Annotated in this window: 14 protein-coding genes; 6 read left to right on the top strand and 8 right to left on the bottom strand. The window is 63.0% G+C overall.

The window, feature by feature from the left end:
* Positions 1-50: 50 nt before the first annotated feature.
* The 4 genes from BPNPMPFG_RS09065 to BPNPMPFG_RS09050 are packed head-to-tail and all read left to right on the top strand — an operon-like array spanning position 51 to position 4,109.
* Positions 51-1,598 carry a sugar ABC transporter ATP-binding protein gene (locus tag BPNPMPFG_RS09065; RefSeq protein WP_258594824.1) on the top strand — a complete coding sequence of 516 codons (1,548 nt, stop codon included), beginning with the start codon at positions 51-53 and terminating at the stop codon, positions 1,596-1,598.
* Positions 1,595-2,575, top strand: coding sequence for an ABC transporter permease (locus tag BPNPMPFG_RS09060; RefSeq protein ID WP_258594823.1), 981 nt, complete (start codon positions 1,595-1,597; stop codon positions 2,573-2,575). Before BPNPMPFG_RS09065 ends, BPNPMPFG_RS09060 begins: the two co-directional genes overlap by 4 nt.
* Positions 2,572-3,558, top strand: coding sequence for an ABC transporter permease (locus BPNPMPFG_RS09055; protein ID WP_258594822.1), 987 nt, complete (start codon positions 2,572-2,574; stop codon positions 3,556-3,558). The genes BPNPMPFG_RS09060 and BPNPMPFG_RS09055 overlap by 4 nt, the downstream gene beginning before the upstream one ends.
* 2 nt (positions 3,559-3,560) lie before the next feature.
* Positions 3,561-4,109 (top strand): gluconokinase, encoded by a 549-nt coding sequence (locus tag BPNPMPFG_RS09050; RefSeq protein WP_258594820.1) that lies wholly within the window; start codon positions 3,561-3,563, stop codon positions 4,107-4,109.
* Between the two features lie 41 nt (positions 4,110-4,150).
* On the opposite strand, the gene BPNPMPFG_RS09045 is transcribed toward BPNPMPFG_RS09050, so the two are convergent.
* Both BPNPMPFG_RS09045 and BPNPMPFG_RS09040 read right to left on the bottom strand, forming a co-directional pair.
* Positions 4,151-4,600: an RrF2 family transcriptional regulator gene (locus tag BPNPMPFG_RS09045; protein ID WP_006202816.1), complete on the bottom strand. Its 450-nt coding sequence runs from the start codon at positions 4,598-4,600 to the stop codon at positions 4,151-4,153.
* A gap of 377 nt (positions 4,601-4,977) precedes the next feature.
* On the bottom strand, positions 4,978-5,964 hold the full coding sequence (locus BPNPMPFG_RS09040; RefSeq protein WP_258594813.1) for a sulfate ABC transporter substrate-binding protein: 987 nt from the start codon (positions 5,962-5,964) through the stop codon (positions 4,978-4,980).
* A gap of 260 nt (positions 5,965-6,224) precedes the next feature.
* On the opposite strand from BPNPMPFG_RS09040, the gene BPNPMPFG_RS09035 reads away from it, so the two are divergent.
* Positions 6,225-6,506, top strand: a complete 282-nt coding sequence (locus tag BPNPMPFG_RS09035; protein WP_258594812.1) for a type II toxin-antitoxin system TacA family antitoxin — start codon at positions 6,225-6,227, stop codon at positions 6,504-6,506.
* Positions 6,506-6,991, top strand: a complete 486-nt coding sequence (locus BPNPMPFG_RS09030; RefSeq protein ID WP_258596679.1) for a GNAT family N-acetyltransferase — start codon at positions 6,506-6,508, stop codon at positions 6,989-6,991. Before BPNPMPFG_RS09035 ends, BPNPMPFG_RS09030 begins: the two co-directional genes overlap by 1 nt.
* A 39-nt stretch (positions 6,992-7,030) precedes the next feature.
* Here BPNPMPFG_RS09030 and BPNPMPFG_RS09025 read toward each other — a convergent pair whose 3' ends face one another.
* The 6 genes from BPNPMPFG_RS09025 to BPNPMPFG_RS42845 all read right to left on the bottom strand — a co-directional run bounded on the left by BPNPMPFG_RS09025 (position 7,031) and on the right by BPNPMPFG_RS42845 (position 18,013).
* On the bottom strand, positions 7,031-8,077 hold the full coding sequence (locus BPNPMPFG_RS09025) for a sulfate/molybdate ABC transporter ATP-binding protein (RefSeq protein ID WP_258594810.1): 1,047 nt from the start codon (positions 8,075-8,077) through the stop codon (positions 7,031-7,033).
* A 12-nt stretch (positions 8,078-8,089) separates the two neighbouring features.
* Positions 8,090-8,974 (bottom strand): sulfate ABC transporter permease subunit CysW, encoded by an 885-nt coding sequence (cysW, locus tag BPNPMPFG_RS09020; RefSeq protein WP_258594809.1) that lies wholly within the window; start codon positions 8,972-8,974, stop codon positions 8,090-8,092.
* On the bottom strand, positions 8,967-9,818 hold the full coding sequence (cysT, locus tag BPNPMPFG_RS09015; RefSeq protein ID WP_258594808.1) for a sulfate ABC transporter permease subunit CysT: 852 nt from the start codon (positions 9,816-9,818) through the stop codon (positions 8,967-8,969). Before cysT ends, cysW begins: the two co-directional genes overlap by 8 nt.
* A gap of 16 nt (positions 9,819-9,834) precedes the next feature.
* Entirely contained in the window at positions 9,835-10,863 is a 1,029-nt protein-coding gene (locus BPNPMPFG_RS09010) for a sulfate ABC transporter substrate-binding protein (protein WP_258594806.1), read from the bottom strand.
* A gap of 223 nt (positions 10,864-11,086) precedes the next feature.
* Positions 11,087-12,190, bottom strand: a complete 1,104-nt coding sequence (locus tag BPNPMPFG_RS09005) for a TIGR03032 family protein (RefSeq protein WP_258594805.1) — start codon at positions 12,188-12,190, stop codon at positions 11,087-11,089.
* A gap of 189 nt (positions 12,191-12,379) precedes the next feature.
* The gene (locus BPNPMPFG_RS42845) at positions 12,380-18,013 is read right to left on the bottom strand and encodes an autotransporter outer membrane beta-barrel domain-containing protein (RefSeq protein ID WP_263013310.1); all 5,634 of its coding nucleotides are present in this window, start codon (positions 18,011-18,013) and stop codon (positions 12,380-12,382) included.
* Between the last annotated feature and the right edge of the window lie 64 nt (positions 18,014-18,077).

Below are 18,077 nucleotides of genomic sequence, written 5' to 3'. Positions count from 1 at the left end.
GGCGCCGACCAGTCGATATCCCTAGTCGTCAAATTGCCTCGGGAGGGCCGATGGACGGTGCGGTTTCGCTCTTCCGGATGGAAGGCATGTCCAAGCGCTATGGTGGTGTGCGGGCGCTGGAAAAGGCCGAGCTGTCGGTCTCATCCGGCAGCATTCACGCCATCCTCGGCGAAAATGGAGCCGGCAAATCGACGCTGATCAAGGTGATGGCGGGCGTCGTGGCGCCCGACGAAGGCCGCATGACGCTGGACGGGCGCGAGGTGACGTTCGCTTCGCCGGCTGCCGCCAACCAGGCCGGCATCGTCTGCATCTTCCAGGAACTGTCGCTGGTTCCTGAGCTCAGCGTCGCCGACAACATCGTCATTTCCGACCCGCCGACGCGGTTCGGCATGATCGACCGCAAGGCACAACGCCGGATCGCGGAGGAGGCGCTGGCGCGCGCGGGCGCCGCAGACATCCATCCGCTGGCGCTGGTCAAGGACCTGCCGCTGTCGCGCCGGCAAATGGTCGAGATCGCCAAGGCGCTCGCCAGGAAGCCGCGCATCCTCATCCTCGACGAGGCGACCTCGGCGCTGACGGCGGCGGATGTTTCCAAGATCTTCGCGGTGCTGAAACGGCTGCGCTCGGAAGGGCTGGCGCTGCTCTACATCTCGCACCGCATGAACGAGATCGCCGAACTGGCGGATCAGTGCACGGTGTTCCGCAACGGCCGCAACGTCGCCAGTTACGCGGCGGGCACAAAGAGCGACAATGAAGTGGTCGAGCTGATGATCGGGCGCGAATACAGCCATATTTTTCCGCCAAAGCCGGTACGCGCTTCGGCTGCCGCCGTTCCGGTGTTGGAGGCACGCCAGCTTTCATGGACCGATCGGTTGGACAATGTCTCGTTGACGGTTGGGGCAGGCGAGGTGGTCGGTCTTGGCGGTCTCGACGGCCAGGGCCAGCGCGAATTGCTGCTCGCCTTCTTCGGTGTGCTGCGCGGCCTGTCCGGTCAGATCCTGATCGACGGCAAGCCGGTCTTGATCGCCAGCCCTGCCGCTGCACGCCATGACGGGATCGGCATGGCGCTGATCCCGGAAGACCGCAAGACGGAAGGGTTGATGCTGCCGATGACGGTGCGCGAGAACCTCTCTTTCGCCGCGCTCGACCGGTTGTCGAAAGCCGGCATCATCGACCGCGCCGCCGAACAGCGGCTGATCGACGACATGGTCGGCCTGCTGGCGATCAAGACCGCGGGTCTCGACATACCGGTCGGCGCGCTGTCGGGCGGCAACCAGCAGAAGGTGGTCATCGCCAAATGGCTGATGCGCCAGCCGCGCATCATCCTGCTCAACGATCCGACGCGCGGCATCGATGTCGGCACCAAGCAGGAGCTCTACCAGCTGATGCGCAAGCTCGCCGATGCGGGTGCTGCGATCCTGTTCTATTCGACCGACTATGACGAACTGATTGGCTGCTGCGACCGCGTGCTGGTGCTCTATGACGGCGCGGTCAAGCGCGAGCTGGTCGGCGCAGAGATCTCCGAGCGGGCGCTGATCGCCAGCGCGCTCAACATCCATGGCGAAGAGAGCCCCGTGAGCTTGGGAGCGGACGCGTGAAAGATTGGCGTTACTGGCTGGCCGAACAGCGCGGAACGCTGCTGGCGCTTGGCATATTCATCGTCATGTTCGTCATATACACCTCGAACCATCCGGCGGGCTTCACCGCAAATGTCGTGCAGACGGCAGCGAACAAGGGCGTGCTGCTCGCCTTCGTCGCCATGGCGCAGACGCTGGTGGTGATCACCGCCGGCATCGACCTGTCCGTCGGCATGATCTTCCTGCTCACCAATTGCCTCGCCTCCTGGCTGGTGGTGGGCACGCCGATGCAGACGACGCTGGGCGTCATCGCCGTGCTGGCGGTGGGCATTCTCTGCGGCGCCATCAACGGCGCCATCGTCATCTACGGGCGGCTGCAGCCAATAGTCGCCACCATTGCCACTGGTGCCGTCTACTACGGCATCGGCCTGCTGCTGCGGCCGTTTCCGGGCGGCTCGGTCAATGAGGATCTCGCCGATGCGCTGACCGGCCGTGTGTTCGGCGTGGTACCGGCGAGCTTCGTCGTCCTGCTCGTCATCGTGCTGGTGATCTGGGTGCCGTTCAGCCGCTCGGTGCTTGGCCGCGCGGCTTACGCGGCGGGGTCGTCGGAGACGGCGGCGTACATGTCCGGCGTGCCGATCCGGCGCGGCAAGTTCGCCGCCTACACGTTGGCCGGGCTGCTGGCCGCGATCGGCGGTCTGTTCCTAACCTTCTTCACCTATACGGGCGAAGCGGCCTATGCCAGCGGCAACTCCTACACGTTGTTTTCGATCGCCGCCGTGGTGCTTGGCGGCGTCTCGCTGTTCGGCGGCAAGGGCAGCGCCATCGGCGCCATCTTCGGCGCACTGGCCTTCCGCACCATCGGCGACCTTTTGTTCGTCTTCGATTTCGATCCGCTCTGGCAGCCGCTGTTCCAGGGCGTTATCCTGCTGGTCGCCGTCAGCCTCGGCGCCTTTGCCCTGTTTCGGGTCCGCAATCGGCTGGAGTGGTTCCTGTGAGCGAAACGACATTGGGCGGCATCGCCGGGCATATGCCGAAATTCATCCGCCGCGCCGATCCGGCGGTGCTGACGGCCTTTGCCTGCATCGTGCTGTTGCTGTTCCTGGGCAGCCTCTATTCCAGAAGCTTCCTGTCGCCTGAATATCTTCTGCAGCAGCTCAAGGTGGCGTCGTTTCTCGGCGTCATCGCCACCGGCATGATGCTGGTCATCCTGCTCGGCCAGATCGACCTGTCGGTGCCGTGGGCGGTGGCGGCGGGCGCGATGATGGCCTGTGCGGCCGCCGCCTATGGCCCGGTCGGCGTGGTGCTGGCCATTCCGTTCGGTATTATCTGCGGCATGCTGATCGGCGTCGTCAACGGCATCGGCGTCGCTTATCTGCGCATCCCCTCGATGATCATCACGCTGGCCACCAATGCGGTCGCGCAAGGTCTGATGGTGGTCTACACCGGCGGCTTCTCGCCGCAGGATTCGGCGACCGGCGCGATGCGCTACCTGGCGACCGGCTTCACCATTCCGGGCGTGCCCAATGCGGTCATCATCTGGGCGCTGATCGGCGCGGCGATGGTGTTCGTGCTGACCCGTACCAGCTTCGGCCGCACCGTCTACGGCATCGGCAACCGCGAGCGCGCCGCCTATCTCTCCGGCATCGATACGCGGCGCGTGGTGATGATCGCCTTCGCCGTCTCCGGCGGTCTCTCGGCCTTCGGCGGCGTCCTGCTGGCCGGCTATGCCTCCAAGGCGGCGCAATCGATGGGCGACGCTTATTTGCTCCCGTCGATCGCCGCTGTGGTGCTTGGCGGCACCTCGATCCTGGGCGGGCGCGGCTCCTATCTCGGCACCGTCGCCGGCGTCATCCTGATCACGCTGCTGCAATCCATCCTGTCGGTCATGCAGATGCCGGAGGCAGGGCGGCAGATCATCTATGGCGTCGTCATCGTCGCCATGCTGTTGCTCTACGGCCGCGCGCCGGCAAGCCGCTGACAGTGGACGAAAAGGCAGCACAGGCGCCATCGGGCGCTCCCGGCTCAGTGCCTCCGGCCATCGTGGTGATGGGCGTCGCCGGCTGCGGCAAGTCGGCGGTCGGCACGGCCTTGGCCGTTGTGCTGGGCGGCGTCTTCATCGAGGGCGACAGGCTGCACCCGCCTGAAAATGTCGCGCGCATGGCAAGCGGCGAGCCGCTCACCGATCAGCTGCGCGAAGGCTGGCTCGATGCGATCGGCGCGCGCATCGCGGCGACCGTGGGGCAGGGGCAAGGGGCGGTCGCCGCCTGTTCGGCTCTGAAGCGCAGCTATCGCGAACGGCTGAGCGGCTTCTGCCCGGACATCGTCTTTCTCTATCTGGAGATCGATCCCGCCACGGCCAGAAAGCGCGTCGGTAACCGCAAGGGCCATTTCATGCCGGCAAGCCTGGTCGACAGCCAGTTCGCCATCCTCGAGCCACCGACAGCGGAGGAGCGGGCATTGACGCTCGACGCGAAACGCCCGGTCGGCGAAATCGTCGCTGAAGCCGCCCGCCTGATACGCCTGATATAACCTTCATCAGTGCTGATATGGATGGATGGTGTCCCGAGCCGCTAAATCTGCGACGTCAGCTCGACCGGAAAATCGTCATTGTCGGCATCGCGCATGGCGGCAAGGCTGCGATTGTCGAGCACTTCGGCGATCGCCTGCCGCACCTCCAGCATCATGTGCCGGACCTGGCAGGTCGCCTCGTCGCAGTCCTCGCAGCGCTGATACTGCGTGCGGCTGGCGCAGGGGATCGGCGCCAGCGGTCCGTCAAGCACGCGCACGACATGGCCGATCTTGATTTCGGAGGCCGGGCGGGCGAGGCGATAGCCGCCTTCCTTGCCCTTGCGGCTCTGGACGAAGCCGGCATTGCGCAGTTCGCCCAGGATGGCATCGAGGAATTTCTTCGGGATGTTGTTGGCAACCGCGATGTCGTTGACGAAGGCCAACTGGCCAACCGGCAGGCCGGACAGATGCACCAGGGCCTTGAGGCCGTATTTGCCTTTTTTTGTCAGCATGCCCAGATCAACCCATAAAAGCCCCAACCACCCGCATCTGGCGACTGTTTGTGTGCAAATAATGACGGTTTGATCAAGCGATGATGTTTCGCGAAAACAAGCCGCCGGATGGCACGTTAGGCACAAACGCGTTGATTCTTTGTAACGTTTTGCACGGATGACGCCGATAAAGCCTGTTCCATCCCGATAGACTCGGGATGGGCCTCGATCTCTTGGCTTGAGCATGATGTCTGGACAAACGGTTTCCGGTTGTCCGAGAAAACCGGGTTCCATTTTTCGGGATCATGCTTTGGTCGCTGAAAACCGGGTTGCCGGCGCACGAAACGAAAAAGCCGGCAAAGCGCCGGCTTTCTCGGTCACTTCGGATGTTGCTTTCGTCAGCGGCTGCCATAGGTCTGGTCGAGCAGGCCGCCGGCGGCGAAATGCTCTTTCTGCACCTTGTCCCAGCCGCCGAAGACGTCTTCCACCGTCAGCAGGCGGACATCGGGAAAGTCGGCCTTGTATTTGGCGGCGACGGCGGCGTCGCGGACCCGGTTGCCGTTCTGGGCGAGGATGTCCTGGCCCTGCGGCGTGTAAAGGAAGTCGAGATAGGTCTTGGCCAGATCGCGGCTGCCATGTTCGTCGGCCACCTTGTCGACGATCGCCACCGGGAATTCGGCCAGCAGGCTGACCGAGGGCGTGACCTGCTCGAACTTGTCGTTGCCATATTCCTTGCGGATGCCGCGCGTCTCGGACTCGAAGGTGATCAGCACGTCGCCGATCTCGCGCTGCACGAAGGTGGTGGTCGCGGCGCGGCCGCCGGTATCGAAGATCGGCACGTTGTTGAACAGCTTGGTGACGAATTCCTTTACCTTTGCATCGTCGCCCTTGAAGGCTTCCTTGGCGTAGGCGGTGGCTGCCAGATAGGTGTAGCGCGCATTGCCCGAGGTTTTCGGGTTGGGGAAGATCACCTGTACGTCGTCGCGCACCAGATCGTTCCAGTCCTTGATGTGCTTGGGGTTGCCGGCGCGCACCAGGAAGGACGGCAGCGAATAGAACGGCGAAGCGTTGTCGGGGAAATCCTTCTGCCAATCGGCCGAGACGAGGCCCTTCTTGACCAGGAAGTCGATGTCGGTGACCTGGTTGAAGGTGACGACATCGGCGCCAAGGCCCTCGGCGATGGCGCGAGCCTGCGCCGAGGTGCCGGCATGCGACTGGTCGACGGTCACACCGGGATGCCCTGCGATGAAGGCCTTGTTGACCTGCACGAACAGTTCGCGGCCGACATCGTAGGACGCGTTGAGCAGTTTGTCGGCCGACCAGGCTTGGGAAGATGCGAGGAACAGGCCGGCGACGGTGGCTACACCGAGGAAAAATCGCTTCATGAAAATAGGGCTCCGATGCAATGCGTTTATGGTTGGACCATAGCCGTGGGGCAGGGTGTGCGGCGAGGTATGGGTTCAAGGCTGAGCGCCCGTTGCTAGAAAAACCATTGCTGAAATGGATGGCCCGTAGGATTTTCTTTCAAGGAGAGTCTCTTTTGAGGGCCTTCGGAAGCCGACCCTTCCAGTCACCTCACTGGCAAGATGATAAAATAGATACACATTGTGTATGCGGAATGCTATGATACGGAAAGGAGTCCTCCATGACAAAGACCAGACCTGAGACCCACGCCAAGCCTGTAAATCTGCGCATCCGAGAGGATGTGCGCATGCTGATTGACCGCGCCGCGAAAATACGTGGGAAAACCCGTTCCGACTTTATGATCGATGCTGCCTACCGTGCGGCCGAGGATACGCTGCTCGACCAAGCTCTGATCAAGGTGGATCCTGAGAGTTACCGGCACTATCTCGACATCCTTGATGGACCGCCGAGCGGTGAAGGTTTTGCACGCCTCATGAACGTGCCCAAGCCATGGCAGGGCTGATGCTATCGGCGCCCACGCCTCTGGCCGAAAATCACGATGTCGAATTTTTCCAAAGCGGGACGGAAAGCCTCGACCAATGGCTTCACCTCAGGGCGCGGGCCAACCAGGTCAGTGGCGCGTCGCGCACTTATGTGGTGGCTGAAGGCGCTCGTGTCGTCGGCTACTACTGTCTCTCTTCGGGCGGGCTTGATCTCGCGGAAGCACCCGGTGCCATTCGCCGCAACATGCCAGATCCCATTCCAATGGTTGTGCTCGGGCGTCTCGCCGTAGACGCAGGTTGGCAAGGGAAGGGACTGGGCGCAGCGCTGTTGCAAGACGCCGTTCTGCGTGCCGGTCACGCGGCGACGATCCTGGGGATTCGCGGCATTTTTGTTCATGCCATATCGGATGAAGCGAAAGCTTTCCATGTGCGCTACGGCTTTGCGGCTTCCCCGAAAAATCCGATGACCTTGGTGCTGTCGTTAAAAGGCGCGTTGAAAGGGTAGTCGATGTCGCTCAGCATGGTGCGCCAAATTCATGGTGCCTCATAGCGAGGCGGCCGGAAACAGCTTCCAGCGACCGGGGCGGAACGCCACCCGGCTTTTCTGCGCCGCGGGATGGCCGACCGGCAGCTCGATCTCGACCCGCTGGCGATCGCCGCCGATCTCAAGCTCCACCCGGCGCGTGCCGGCGACGCGGCGGCTGGCGGCGACCGTGCCGGCGATGCAGCCGCTGCAGCCGTCCAGCAATTCGACGTCGTGCGGGCGAAAGAACAGCGTTGCATCGCCCGAGGGCTCGTTTGGCGCGGCAAGTCCGATCGGACGGTCGGCGAGCCAGATCTCGCCATTCTCGACCTTGACGGGAAGCGAGCTCGATTCGCCGATGAAGCCGTAGACGAAGGGCGAGTTCGGCGTGTCGTAGATGTCGTCGGCGGTGCCGACCTGCTCGATGCGGCCCTGGCTCATCACCACGACGCGGTCGGCAAGCTCCAGCGCTTCCTCTTGGTCGTGGGTGACGAAGACGGTGGTATGACCGGTGGCGTCATGGATTTCGCGCAGCCAGCGGCGCAATTCCCTGCGCACCTGTGCGTCGAGTGCGCCGAACGGCTCGTCAAGCAACAACACCTTGGGTTCGATCGCCATGGCGCGCGCCAGCGCCACGCGCTGGCGCTGGCCGCCGGAGAGCTGTGCCGGATAGCGCTTCTCGAGCCCCGAAAGCTGGACGAGATCGAGCAGCTCCGAAGCGCGGCGGCGGATCTCCTGCGCCGGCGGGCGCGACGGCCCGTGCCGGACCTTGAGGCCGAAGCCGATATTGTCGGCGACCGTCATGTGCCGGAACAGCGCATAGTGCTGAAAGACGAAGCCGACATTGCGCTGCTGGATCGACCTGTGCGAGGCGTCCTCGTCGCCGAAGAAGATTTTCCCCCGCGTCGGCCGTTCCAGCCCGGCAATCAGCCTGAGCAGCGTCGTCTTGCCGGAACCGGATGGCCCGAGCAAGGCGATCAGTTCGCCCGACTTGATGTCGAGCGACACGTCGTGAAGCGCCGGAAACCGGTCAAACTCCTTGCGCACGTTGGCAACGCGAACTTCCATCGACAGAACCTTCTAGTGCCCGCGCGTGGCGGCGATCTCGGCGCCGTAGCGCATCTCGAGAAGTGTTTTCAAGACCAGCGTGACGAGCGCCAGGCCCGCAAGCAATGAAGCGACGGCAAAGGCGCCGACGGCGTTGTACTCATTATAGAGGATTTCGACATGCAGCGGCATGGTGTTGGTCAGACCGCGAATGTGGCCCGATACCACCGAAACCGCGCCGAATTCGCCCATGGCGCGCGCATTGCACAGAAGCACGCCATAGAGCAGCCCCCATTTGACGTTGGGCAAGGTCACGTACCAGAAGGTCTGCCAGCCATTGGCGCCGAGGGACAGGGATGCCTCTTCGTCGCCATTGCCCTGTTCCTGCATCAGCGGGATCAGTTCGCGCGCGACGAAGGGGAAGGTGACGAAGACTGTGGCCAGTACGATGCCCGGCACGGCAAACAGGATGACGATGCCGTGCGCCTTCAGCCAGCCGCCGAGCAACCCCTGGGCGCCGAACAGAAGCACGTAGACCAAGCCTGATATGACCGGCGAGACCGAGAAGGGCAGATCGATCAGCGTGGTCAGGAAGGCCTTGCCCTTGAACTCGAACTTGGCGATTGCCCAGGCGGCGGAAATGCCGAAGACGATGTTGAGCGGCACCGAGATCACTGCCACCAGCAGAGTCAGCCGGATCGCCGAGCGCGTGTCGGGATCGCTCAGCGATTGCGTATAGGCACCGACGCCTTTCGCCAGCGCTTCGTGGAAGACGATGATCAGCGGCAGCAGCAGGAAGATGCCGAGGAAGGCGAAGGCAACGCTCATCAGCGCCATGCGCGCCGGGCGGCTTTCTGTCACCGCGGCTGACTGGCTCTCGTGGTGCGGTTCGTAGGACTTGATCTCGGGGTCAGCCATAGCGCTTGCGGCTCCATGTCTGCACCAGATTGACCACCAGCAGCATGACGAACGACAAAGCGAGCATGATCGCCGCGATCGCGGTCGCCGCCGGATAATTGTATTCCTCCAGCCGGATGACGATCAGCAGCGGCGCGATCTCGGATTTATAGGGCAGGTTGCCGGCGATGAAGATGACCGAGCCGTATTCGCCGACGCCGCGCGCGAAGGCCAGCGAAAAGCCTGTGACGATGGCCGGCGCCAGGCCCGGAAACAGGATGCGGGTGATGATCTGGAAGCGGTTTGCACCGAGTGTGGCGGCTGCTTCCTCCACCTCCTTGTCGATCTCCTCCATGATCGGCTGCACGGTGCGCACGACGAAGGGCAGGCCGATGAAGATCAGCGCGATGACGATGCCGAGCGGCGTATAGGCGACCTTGATGCCGAGCGGCATCAGCAATTTGCCGATCCAGCCGTTCGGAGCGTAGAGAGTGGTCAGCGCGATGCCGGCCACCGCCGTCGGCAGTGCGAAGGGCAGGTCGACCATGGCATCGACGATGCGGCGGCCGGGAAAGCGGTAGCGAACCAGTACCCAGGCGACCAGCGTGCCGAAGACAACGTTGACGGCAGCCGCGATGAAGGCGGTGCCGAAGCTGATTTCCAGCGCGTTGAGGGTGCGGCGGTCAGTGGCGATTGCCCAGAATTCAGGCCAGCCAAGGGCGGCCGAGCGCCAGATCAGCCCGGACAGCGGTATGAGGATGATGAGGGTGAGGTAGGCAAGCGAGAAGCCGAGCGTCAATCCGAAACCCGGAATGACGCTCGGCTGCCTGAACCGCCACCCCGCCTGCGCGGGTGCTGTGGTCATATCGTCCTGATCTAGCTCACTGGGCCGGCTTGTAGATCTGGTCGAATATACCACCGTCGCCGAAATGATAAGGCTGTGCCTTCTTCCAGCCGCCGAAAAGCGGATCGTCGATGGAGATCAGCTTGATTTCAGGTGTCTTGGCGAGATCTTCCGGCGGCACGAGTTCGGGTTTGGCCGGACGATAATGGTTCTTGGCGATGATCGTCTGCCCTTCCTTGGAATAGAGCCAGCCCAGATAGGCTTCGGCGACCTTGCGTGTGCCCTTGGCATCGACGTTGGCGTCGACAATCGCCACCGGCGGCTCGGCCAGGATCGATGTCGGGGGATAGACGACCTCGAAATTGTCGGCGCCGAATTCGTCGAGCGCCAGATAGGCATCGTTTTCCCAGGCGATCAGCACATCGCCGATGCCCTTTTGCGCGAAGGTCACGGTCGAGCCGCGCGCGCCGGTGTCGAGCACGGGGGCATTGGCGTAGAGCTTGCCGACGAATTCCTTGGTCTTGGCCTCGTCGCCGCCATCATTGGCGTTGGCGTAGGCCCAGGCCGCAAGATAATTCCAGCGTGCGCCGCCTGATGTCTTGGGGTTAGGCGTGATCACCTGGGTGCCGTCCTTGACGAGGTCGTTCCAATCGTGAATGCCCTTGGGATTGCCCTTGCGGACCAGGAAGATGATGGTCGACGTGTAAGGCGCTGAATTGTTTTCGAATTTGGTGCGCCAGTCGGGATTGATCTTCTTCGATTTCGAGACGATGGCGTTGATGTCGCCTTCGAGCGCCAGCGTCACCACATCGGCGTCGAGGCCGTCGATCACGGCACGGGCCTGGGCGCCCGATCCGCCATGCGACTGCTGGATGGTGACTGTCTCGCCCGTGTCGGCCTTCCAATGTGCCGCGAAGGCTTCGTCATAGGCCTTGTAGAGCTCGCGTGTCGGATCGTAGGACACGTTGAGAATGGTGGTATCGGCGAACGCGAAACCGAGCGTGCCGAACTGGACAGATGTGGCGACCAGTGCGCCGAGCAGTTTCCTGAAATGAGGTTTGGTCATTTCTGCCTCCGTTGAACCCGCGCCAAATCTACCGAATTGATAGAAATTAGATGCATTCAATGTTGCCTTTTTTGCCCCTCTGAAGAAAATGTTTGACGATCTTTCGCCATGTGGAGAAATTTCTTCCTCATGGCTGCACTGAGCGTGCTCCAGGCCTGGCTGACGTGTCATCTAGCTTTGGGGCCGGCCGGGACAAGGACCTCGCCGGCGAGGGGCGGTCCGCTCAGCCTTCGCTGTCGATGGTGATCAGCGAAGCCATGTTCGGACTGTTGAGCGGCACCGACGAGGGGCAGCGACAGCCTGGAATGACGGCGATGTCGAACAGCTCGGTGATGTGTCCCTTCAACTCGATCCACTCGGCTATGCCGCCTGTATGCAGGTCGATGATGTAGAGCGCGCAGCGCGGCTCGGCGTCGCGCGTCCGCAGATTGGCCTGCAGCGGCAGGTCGTTGAACAGGCCATCGCGCGGCAGCGACGTGGTGACGATGGCAAAGCGGCCATGAAAGCTCAGGCCACGCAGGAAGCCGGGGCAGAAGGCGATGTTCTGCTTTTCGTTCGTGCCGGGATCGATGCGGACCAGGAAGCCGCGGCCGGAATCGAGCACCCAGAGCGCGCCGTCATGGACACGCGGCGAATGCGGCATCGACAGATCGTCGACCACCACCTTGTCCTCGGTGATGTCGATGATCATGCCGCCTTCCCAGCGGCGGTCGCGCCAGCCGCCGACCGAGTCCGACCGGCTGATCGCGCTGACATAGCGCGCCCGTCCGTTCTGCATGGCCAGACCGTTGAGATGGCAGCGATCCTCCGGCACCAGCTTGCTGATGAAGGACGGCTTCCACAGCGGCCGGAAGGAATGCGTCGGGCTCAGCGTCGCCAGGCAAGAGAACTTGGTGTTGATGAACACGATCTGCCCGTCTTCGCGCACGGCCACCTCATGGATGTCGAGGTCGCCGGTGTAGGAGGCGGCGCGCGGCATATACATGCGGTCGTAGATGGTGTTGGCGACCTGATCGGGACCGAGGATATTTTCCAGCCGCCACACCGCGGTGTCGGAGGCAAGGATGATGCGCTGCCCGGCCACGGTCACGCCCATCGCCCTGGTGAAACTGGTCTGGTGGATCGACGCCTTCCTGTCGCCGGTGAGGCCGACCAGGAACAACTGTCCGGTCTGGTAGGAGGTGAAGGCCAGCGAGCACTGCGCCGTCTGCATCCAGTTGATGAAGCCGCGCGACAGCGAGACGTTGGTCTGCTGTTCGGCCGGGCTGGCAGGCGCGGCTTCCGCCGGTTTCGCCGTGGCCTCGTCGGTGGCCTTGGATGTGCTCACGCTCGCTCCATGGGTCGACCTAAAAAGCGCGTCGCCTTTGAACGGAATCAGGCGACGCGCGCTTTAGGTCCCTGTTTTTATGCGTGTCGTTGTCCCAAAAACCGGGGACCACTTTTGGGCGACATACATTGGTCATGACTACGCCGGCCACGAGGGCCGGCGCAAGAAGTTCAGATGCAATCCGCAGGACTACCAGCCGTAACGGAGTGACGCGCCGATGGAACCGGCGCTGTAATTGCTGCCGAAGCGGACGCTGCCGCGGACCACGCCGGACCAGTTGCTGGAGCTCGCCACATTCACGCCGACGCCAACCTCGCCGAATGTGCCGTTGCCGGCGCTGTCGGTTGCGGAGAAGGCGCTGCCCGGGAAGTTGATGTTGACGGCATTGCTGCTGCCGAAGTGGTTCCAGACGCTCAGCGTCAGGTCGGGGCTGACGGTCATGCCGTTCATCTGCATGTCGGTGCCGATGCGCACGCCAATCTTGGCGCGGCCGCTGCTGCCGTTCTGGAAGTCGACGTCGCCGCCGAACAACGAGACCGAGTCCATGTTCGTGTGGACCCATTCCAGGCTAGCCTGCGGCTCGATGAAGCCCCAGCCCATGGCGACGCGGTAGCCGGCGTCGAGGCGCGCGCCGATGTTGGTGGCGTTGGTGCTCGCCTTGCCGCCGACGTCGTTGATGTCGACGTTGAGGAAGTCCGCCTTGACGAGGCCATCGAGATAGAAGCCGCCGTTCAGGTAGGTGGCATAGGCGCCGACCGTGCCGCCCTTGTAGTTCCAGCTGTTATTCGTCGCCTTGAAGTCGAGCGTGGAGGTGACATAGCCGCCCATGACGCCGAACAGCATATCGCCGCCGGCAACACCTTCGAGCCCCATGTCGATGCCGCCGAGGAACGCGCCTGTGTGCTGCTTGCGATCGAGGTTGAGCGTCTCTGTGTGCAGCGAGACCGGATCTGTGTAGCTTATGGTGCTGTCGCGGCTCGACCAATCGCCGGACGCCCGTGCCCAGAGGCCTCCCATGCGCGCTGCGAGTTTGGAATCGGGCATATCCGCATTGTGGACGCCGCTTTCCTGCGTGCGCAGATCCGCCATGCGATCCTGCCAGAAGCCGGTCGTGTCCAGCCACACATCCTGTGCGCCGGTGACGCCGGCAGGCAGTTCGAAACCCGCATCGTTGAGGCCGATGGAACGCAGGCCGTGCGTGTTGCCCTGCAGGAACAGGCCATAGGTGAAGAGGCCGGCGTTGAGTGGCCCGGCCAGACCGAAATCGCTCTCGGCGGTTGTTCCGGTCACCGTGACCACGGGGATGAAGACCGCGGGCAGGCCGGCACCGATGGCGTTCACGACCAGATCGGTATGACCGGAGGCATTGCCGCCGATTGTCAGCGTATCCGCCTTGCTGGACGAAAAATCGACATCGACGCCGAGCTTCGAATTGCCCTGACCGGTAAAGTTGCCGCTCGTTGTCAGCCTGTCGCCGGCCACGCCATCGATCATCGTCGTCAGGCCGGCTCCGGAGCCCAGGCTGCCGTTGACGAAGGTCTCGAGACCGATGAAGCTGACGGTGCCTGGTGACGCACCAAAGAAGCTGCTCGACGCGTAGAGGGTGCCGCCGTTGTTGAGCACATCGGCCCCGGCGCCGAACTTGCTGTCGGTAAATGCCCTGAAGACACCGTTGCCCTTGATGTTCATGACATTGCCGGCGTCGCTCAATTCGACCCGGCCAATGATCACGCCGTCATTGTTGATGGTGGCTGTTCCTGCGAAAGACTTGATGGCGAGGTTGTTCCCGGCGCCGACGGAACCGGAAGGATCGATGTTGATCGTCGATCCCGCCGTCGAATCGGCTTGGATGCCGCCAAGAGCGCCATGGATGCTGGATCCTCCGTTGATGACGACGGTGCTCGACGCTCCGCTTGCCTTCGCAATCACGCCAAAGCCGCCGACACCGGTGCTGTTGCCGTTGGTCGTGACCGTGATGCGGCTGTTGGCTCCGGCCGTGAATGCCGAGATTGCCGCATCGCCGTTCAGGGAGCTTACAGAGGCAGTGTTGGTGATGGTGACCCTGCTGTCGTCGCCGTTCGACTTGGCGTAGACGCCGTCGCCTGCGGTCGAGACGATCGCGCCGCTGTTGGTGACGGTGATGATGCCGTCGGCGCCATTTGTATAGGCGCCAATGCCCTTGCCGCCCGAGTTGATCGCGGCGGCATTGGTGACATCGACCGTGCCGCCGTCGTTGGGGTTGGCGGGGGCGCCGCCCGGGCTGCCGGCCTGGGCAAAGATGCCGAATGCATCGCTGCTGGTGGTGGTGATCGTGCCGCCGGCCTTGTTGTTGACGACGACGCTGCCGTTGGAGCCTGCATAGTAGTTGGCGATCGCCCAAATGCCGGCCGCGTTGGCGCCGACCGTGTGGATGGCACCGTTGTTGGTGACATTGACCTGGCTGTTGTCGCCATCGGCGTCGGCGAAGATGCCGGATGAGCCGCCGAAACTCGAAGCGCTGGCACCGGTCTGGATGGCGCCGCTGTTGTCGACGGTCACCATGCCGCCGGTGCCGGTCGAGCGGGCGAGGATGCCGACTGCATCGGCGCCAGTGGTTATCGCAGCCGTGTTGGTGACCGAGACCTGCGGGTTGGGACCCGCACACTGACAAGTTCCGCCGACGGCCTCGATGCCGATGGAATTGGCACCGCCGGCCGTGGTGTCGATGGCGCCGCTGTTGGTGACGCTGATGGTCGAGTCGCTGCCATTGGCCATGGCCAGGATGCCACTGGACCCATCGTGTCCGCTGGTGCCGGAGGTGATGGCGGCCTTATTGGTGATGGCGATGTCACCGCCGCTGCCATAGGCGAAGGTGCCTATGCCGACATAGCCTGAACTGATCGTGGCGGCATTGGTGATCTCGATGGTGCCCCCATTGCCGGGGCTATTGGAACCAATGCTGCCCGCCTTCGCAAGAATGCCGTAGGCATCCTTGGTGGTGGTGATTGAGCCGCCCGCCTTGTTGTCGATGACGATGCTGCCTTTGGAGCCGCCATAGTAATTGGCGGTCGCCCAAATGCCGGCCGCGCCGGTGCCGACCGTGCTGATCGTGCCGCTGTTGGTGACGCTGATCTGGCTGTTGTCGCCGTCTGCAGCGACGAAGATACCGGACGAGTAGCCGAAGGTCGTAGTGCTGGCACCGGTTTTGATGGCGCCACTGTTGTCGATCGTCACCATGCCGCCGCTGCCGACCGAGTAGGCGGAGATGCCGTCGGAATCGGCGCCGGTGGTTATGGCCGCCGTATTGGTGATCGAGATGTGCGGGTTGGAGCCCGTGGACGGCGATGCGTTGGAGGCCTGGATGCCGGCGGAATAGGCACTGCCAGCCGTGGTGTCGATGGCACCGCTGTTGGTGATGCTGATGGTCGAGTCGCCGCCAAAGGCCAGCGCCTTGATGCCGTTCGACCCGTATCCGCCGGAGCCGGTGGTGATGGCGGCCGTGTTGGTGATGGTGATGTTGCCGCCGCTGCCATAGTTGACGGCGCCGATGCCTATGTTGGCCGAGTTGATCGTGGCAGCATTGGTGATCTCGATGCTGCCCCCACCGGCCCGGCCGATGCTGATGGCAAAGATGCCGGACGCATAGCTGCCGGTGGTGGTGATAGAGCCGCCCGCCTTGTTGTCGATGACGATGCTGCTGTCGGAACCAGCGTGGTAATTGGCGGCTCCAACGCCGATAGCGCCGTCGCCGATCGTGCTGATAGAACCGTTGTTGGCGATGTTGATCTGGCTGTTGTCGCCGGCGACAGTGGCGAAGATGCCAAACGAATTGCCGCCCCCCGAAGTGCTGGGTCCGGTCTGGATGCTGCCGCTGTTGTCGATCGTCACCACGGCGCCATCGCCGAGCGAGCGAGCGAGGATGCCAGCGGAATCGGCTCCGGTGGTGATGTTGGCCGTGTTGGTGATCAAGATGTGCGTGTTGGAACCGATGCACAGACACGGAGTGTTGATGGCTTCGATGCCGACGGAATAGGCGCCACCCGCCGTGGTGTCGATGGCGCCGCTGTTGGTGATGCTGATGGTCGCGTCACCGCCGTTGGCCACCGCCTTGATGCCATCGGACCCATCATAGCCACCGCTTCCCGAGGCGATGTTGCCCGAATTGATGATGGTGATGTCGCCGCCGCTGCCATAGGTGAAGGTGCCGATGCCCATGTATCCGGCATGGATGGTTGCGGCGTTGGTGAGGTTGATGGTGCCGCCATTGTTCGGATTGGGAATGTTGTTGCTCGGCGCAATGCTGCCGGCCTGGGCAAAGATGCCATAGGCGTCGGCGCCTGTCGTGGTGATGGTGCCGCCTGCCTTGTTGTCGATGACGATGCTGCCATTGTTGCCATTATAGTAGTTGGCGATCGCCGAGATGCCGGCAGCGCTGGCACCGCTGGTGCTGATCGTGCCGCTGTTGGTGACGTTGATCTGGCTGTTGTCGCCGTCGACGTCGGCGAAGATGGCGGACGAACCGCCGCTCAGCGACGCACTAGGCCCTGTCTGGATGTTGCCGCTATTGTCGACCGTCACCATGCCATTGGCGCCGGCCGAGCGGGCGAAGATGCCTTCCGAATCGGCACCAGTGGTGATGTTGCCGCTGTTGGTCACCGAGATATGCAGGTTGGAGCCGTTGAACAGGGAGCCGTTGATGGCTTCGATGCCGATCGAATTCGCGCCGCCGGCGGAGGTGTCGATGGCGCCGCTGTTGGTGACGCTGAGCGTGGAGTCGCTGTCATTTGCCACGGCCTTGATGCCGTCGGAACCGTTGTTGCCGCCGTTGCCGGACGTGATCGCGGCCTTGTTGGTTATGATGATGTTGCCGCCCGTGCCGTAAGTGAAGGCGCCGATGCCGATATAGCCGGAATTAATGGTGGCGGCGTTGGTGATTTCGATCGTGCCGCCATTGTCAGGATTGGCCGGGCCGATGCTGCCTGCCTGGGCAAAGATGCCATAGGCCCCGTGGGCGGTGTTGATCGTGCCGCCGGCCTTGTTGTCGATGACGATGCTGCTGTTCGAGCCATTGTAGTAGCTGGCGACCGCGCTAATGCCGGCAGCACTCAGGCCTGAAGTGGTGATGGCGCCGTTGTTGGTGATGTCGACAAGCCCATTGTCGCCACCGACATTGCCGACGATGCCTGTCGAGGTGCCTGAGGTCGAAGTGCTGTAGCCGGTCTGGATGCTGCCACTGTTGTCGATGGTCACGATATTGTTGGCGCCGGAACTGGCACGGGCGAATATGCCCTCGGCATTGGGACCGGCGGTCAGGTTGCCCGAATTGGTGATGGTGATGTGCGTGTCGCTGCTGAAAATGGTGCCGCTCGTGGCGGAGTCGGTCGCCTTGATGCCGTCGCTGTACGAGTTGATGGTGCCGGCGTTGTTGATGGTGATGTCAGCGCCGATGCCGTTGGTGCCGGCATAGATGCCGCGCGCGCCGGTCGACTGCGAATAGGATGGGCCCGGAATGAGGGAGGTCGAATTTGTCGTCAGCAGTCCGCTGTTGGTGATGTCGACGGTGTTGCCGTTGCCGGTCGTCACAATGCCGATGGCGTTGTCGCCGGCCACGGCTGCCGCGCGTGCAACGGGGTTGATGCAGGAGATCGGCGTCGCCGCGCCGTTGACCGTGATCGGAGAGGGTGAAGCCGGCTGCGTACAGTTCGCGGCGAAGGACGGAGAGGCGGAGAATGCCATCAGCGTCGAGCCGAGTGCCGTGCCCAGAAGGAGCAACCGGCGACGCTTTGGACGCAGTTGAACCACGCCGCGCGCGAACGCGACGTCAAAATCCGACGTATAGCCCATAGGAAGCCCCTCCCGCGGCCATGGGTATCCCTGCGGAAGAAAATTGCAAATTGAGTCTGCTCGA

It is taken from the genome of Mesorhizobium sp. AR07 (genome assembly GCF_024746815.1).
Taxonomy (GTDB): domain Bacteria; phylum Pseudomonadota; class Alphaproteobacteria; order Rhizobiales; family Rhizobiaceae; genus Mesorhizobium.
Note: the sequence above shows the minus strand (reverse complement) of the source record. Positions and strands in the feature narration are given on the sequence as shown.

What these genes read in the sequence shown, in the direction of transcription:
- BPNPMPFG_RS09065 (WP_258594824.1), top strand. Translation starts at nt 51, where the DNA reads ATGGACGGTGCGGTTTCGCTCTTCCGGATGGAAGGCATGTCCAAGCGC.
- BPNPMPFG_RS09045 (WP_006202816.1), bottom strand. Translation starts at nt 4,600, where the DNA reads ATGCTGACAAAAAAAGGCAAATACGGCCTCAAGGCCCTGGTGCATCTG.
- BPNPMPFG_RS09040 (WP_258594813.1), bottom strand. Translation starts at nt 5,964, where the DNA reads ATGAAGCGATTTTTCCTCGGTGTAGCCACCGTCGCCGGCCTGTTCCTC.
- BPNPMPFG_RS09035 (WP_258594812.1), top strand. Translation starts at nt 6,225, where the DNA reads ATGACAAAGACCAGACCTGAGACCCACGCCAAGCCTGTAAATCTGCGC.
- BPNPMPFG_RS09030 (WP_258596679.1), top strand. Translation starts at nt 6,506, where the DNA reads ATGCTATCGGCGCCCACGCCTCTGGCCGAAAATCACGATGTCGAATTT.
- BPNPMPFG_RS09025 (WP_258594810.1), bottom strand. Translation starts at nt 8,077, where the DNA reads ATGGAAGTTCGCGTTGCCAACGTGCGCAAGGAGTTTGACCGGTTTCCG.
- cysW (WP_258594809.1), bottom strand. Translation starts at nt 8,974, where the DNA reads ATGGCTGACCCCGAGATCAAGTCCTACGAACCGCACCACGAGAGCCAG.
- cysT (WP_258594808.1), bottom strand. Translation starts at nt 9,818, where the DNA reads ATGACCACAGCACCCGCGCAGGCGGGGTGGCGGTTCAGGCAGCCGAGC.
- BPNPMPFG_RS09010 (WP_258594806.1), bottom strand. Translation starts at nt 10,863, where the DNA reads ATGACCAAACCTCATTTCAGGAAACTGCTCGGCGCACTGGTCGCCACA.
- BPNPMPFG_RS42845 (WP_263013310.1), bottom strand. Translation starts at nt 18,013, where the DNA reads ATGGGCTATACGTCGGATTTTGACGTCGCGTTCGCGCGCGGCGTGGTT.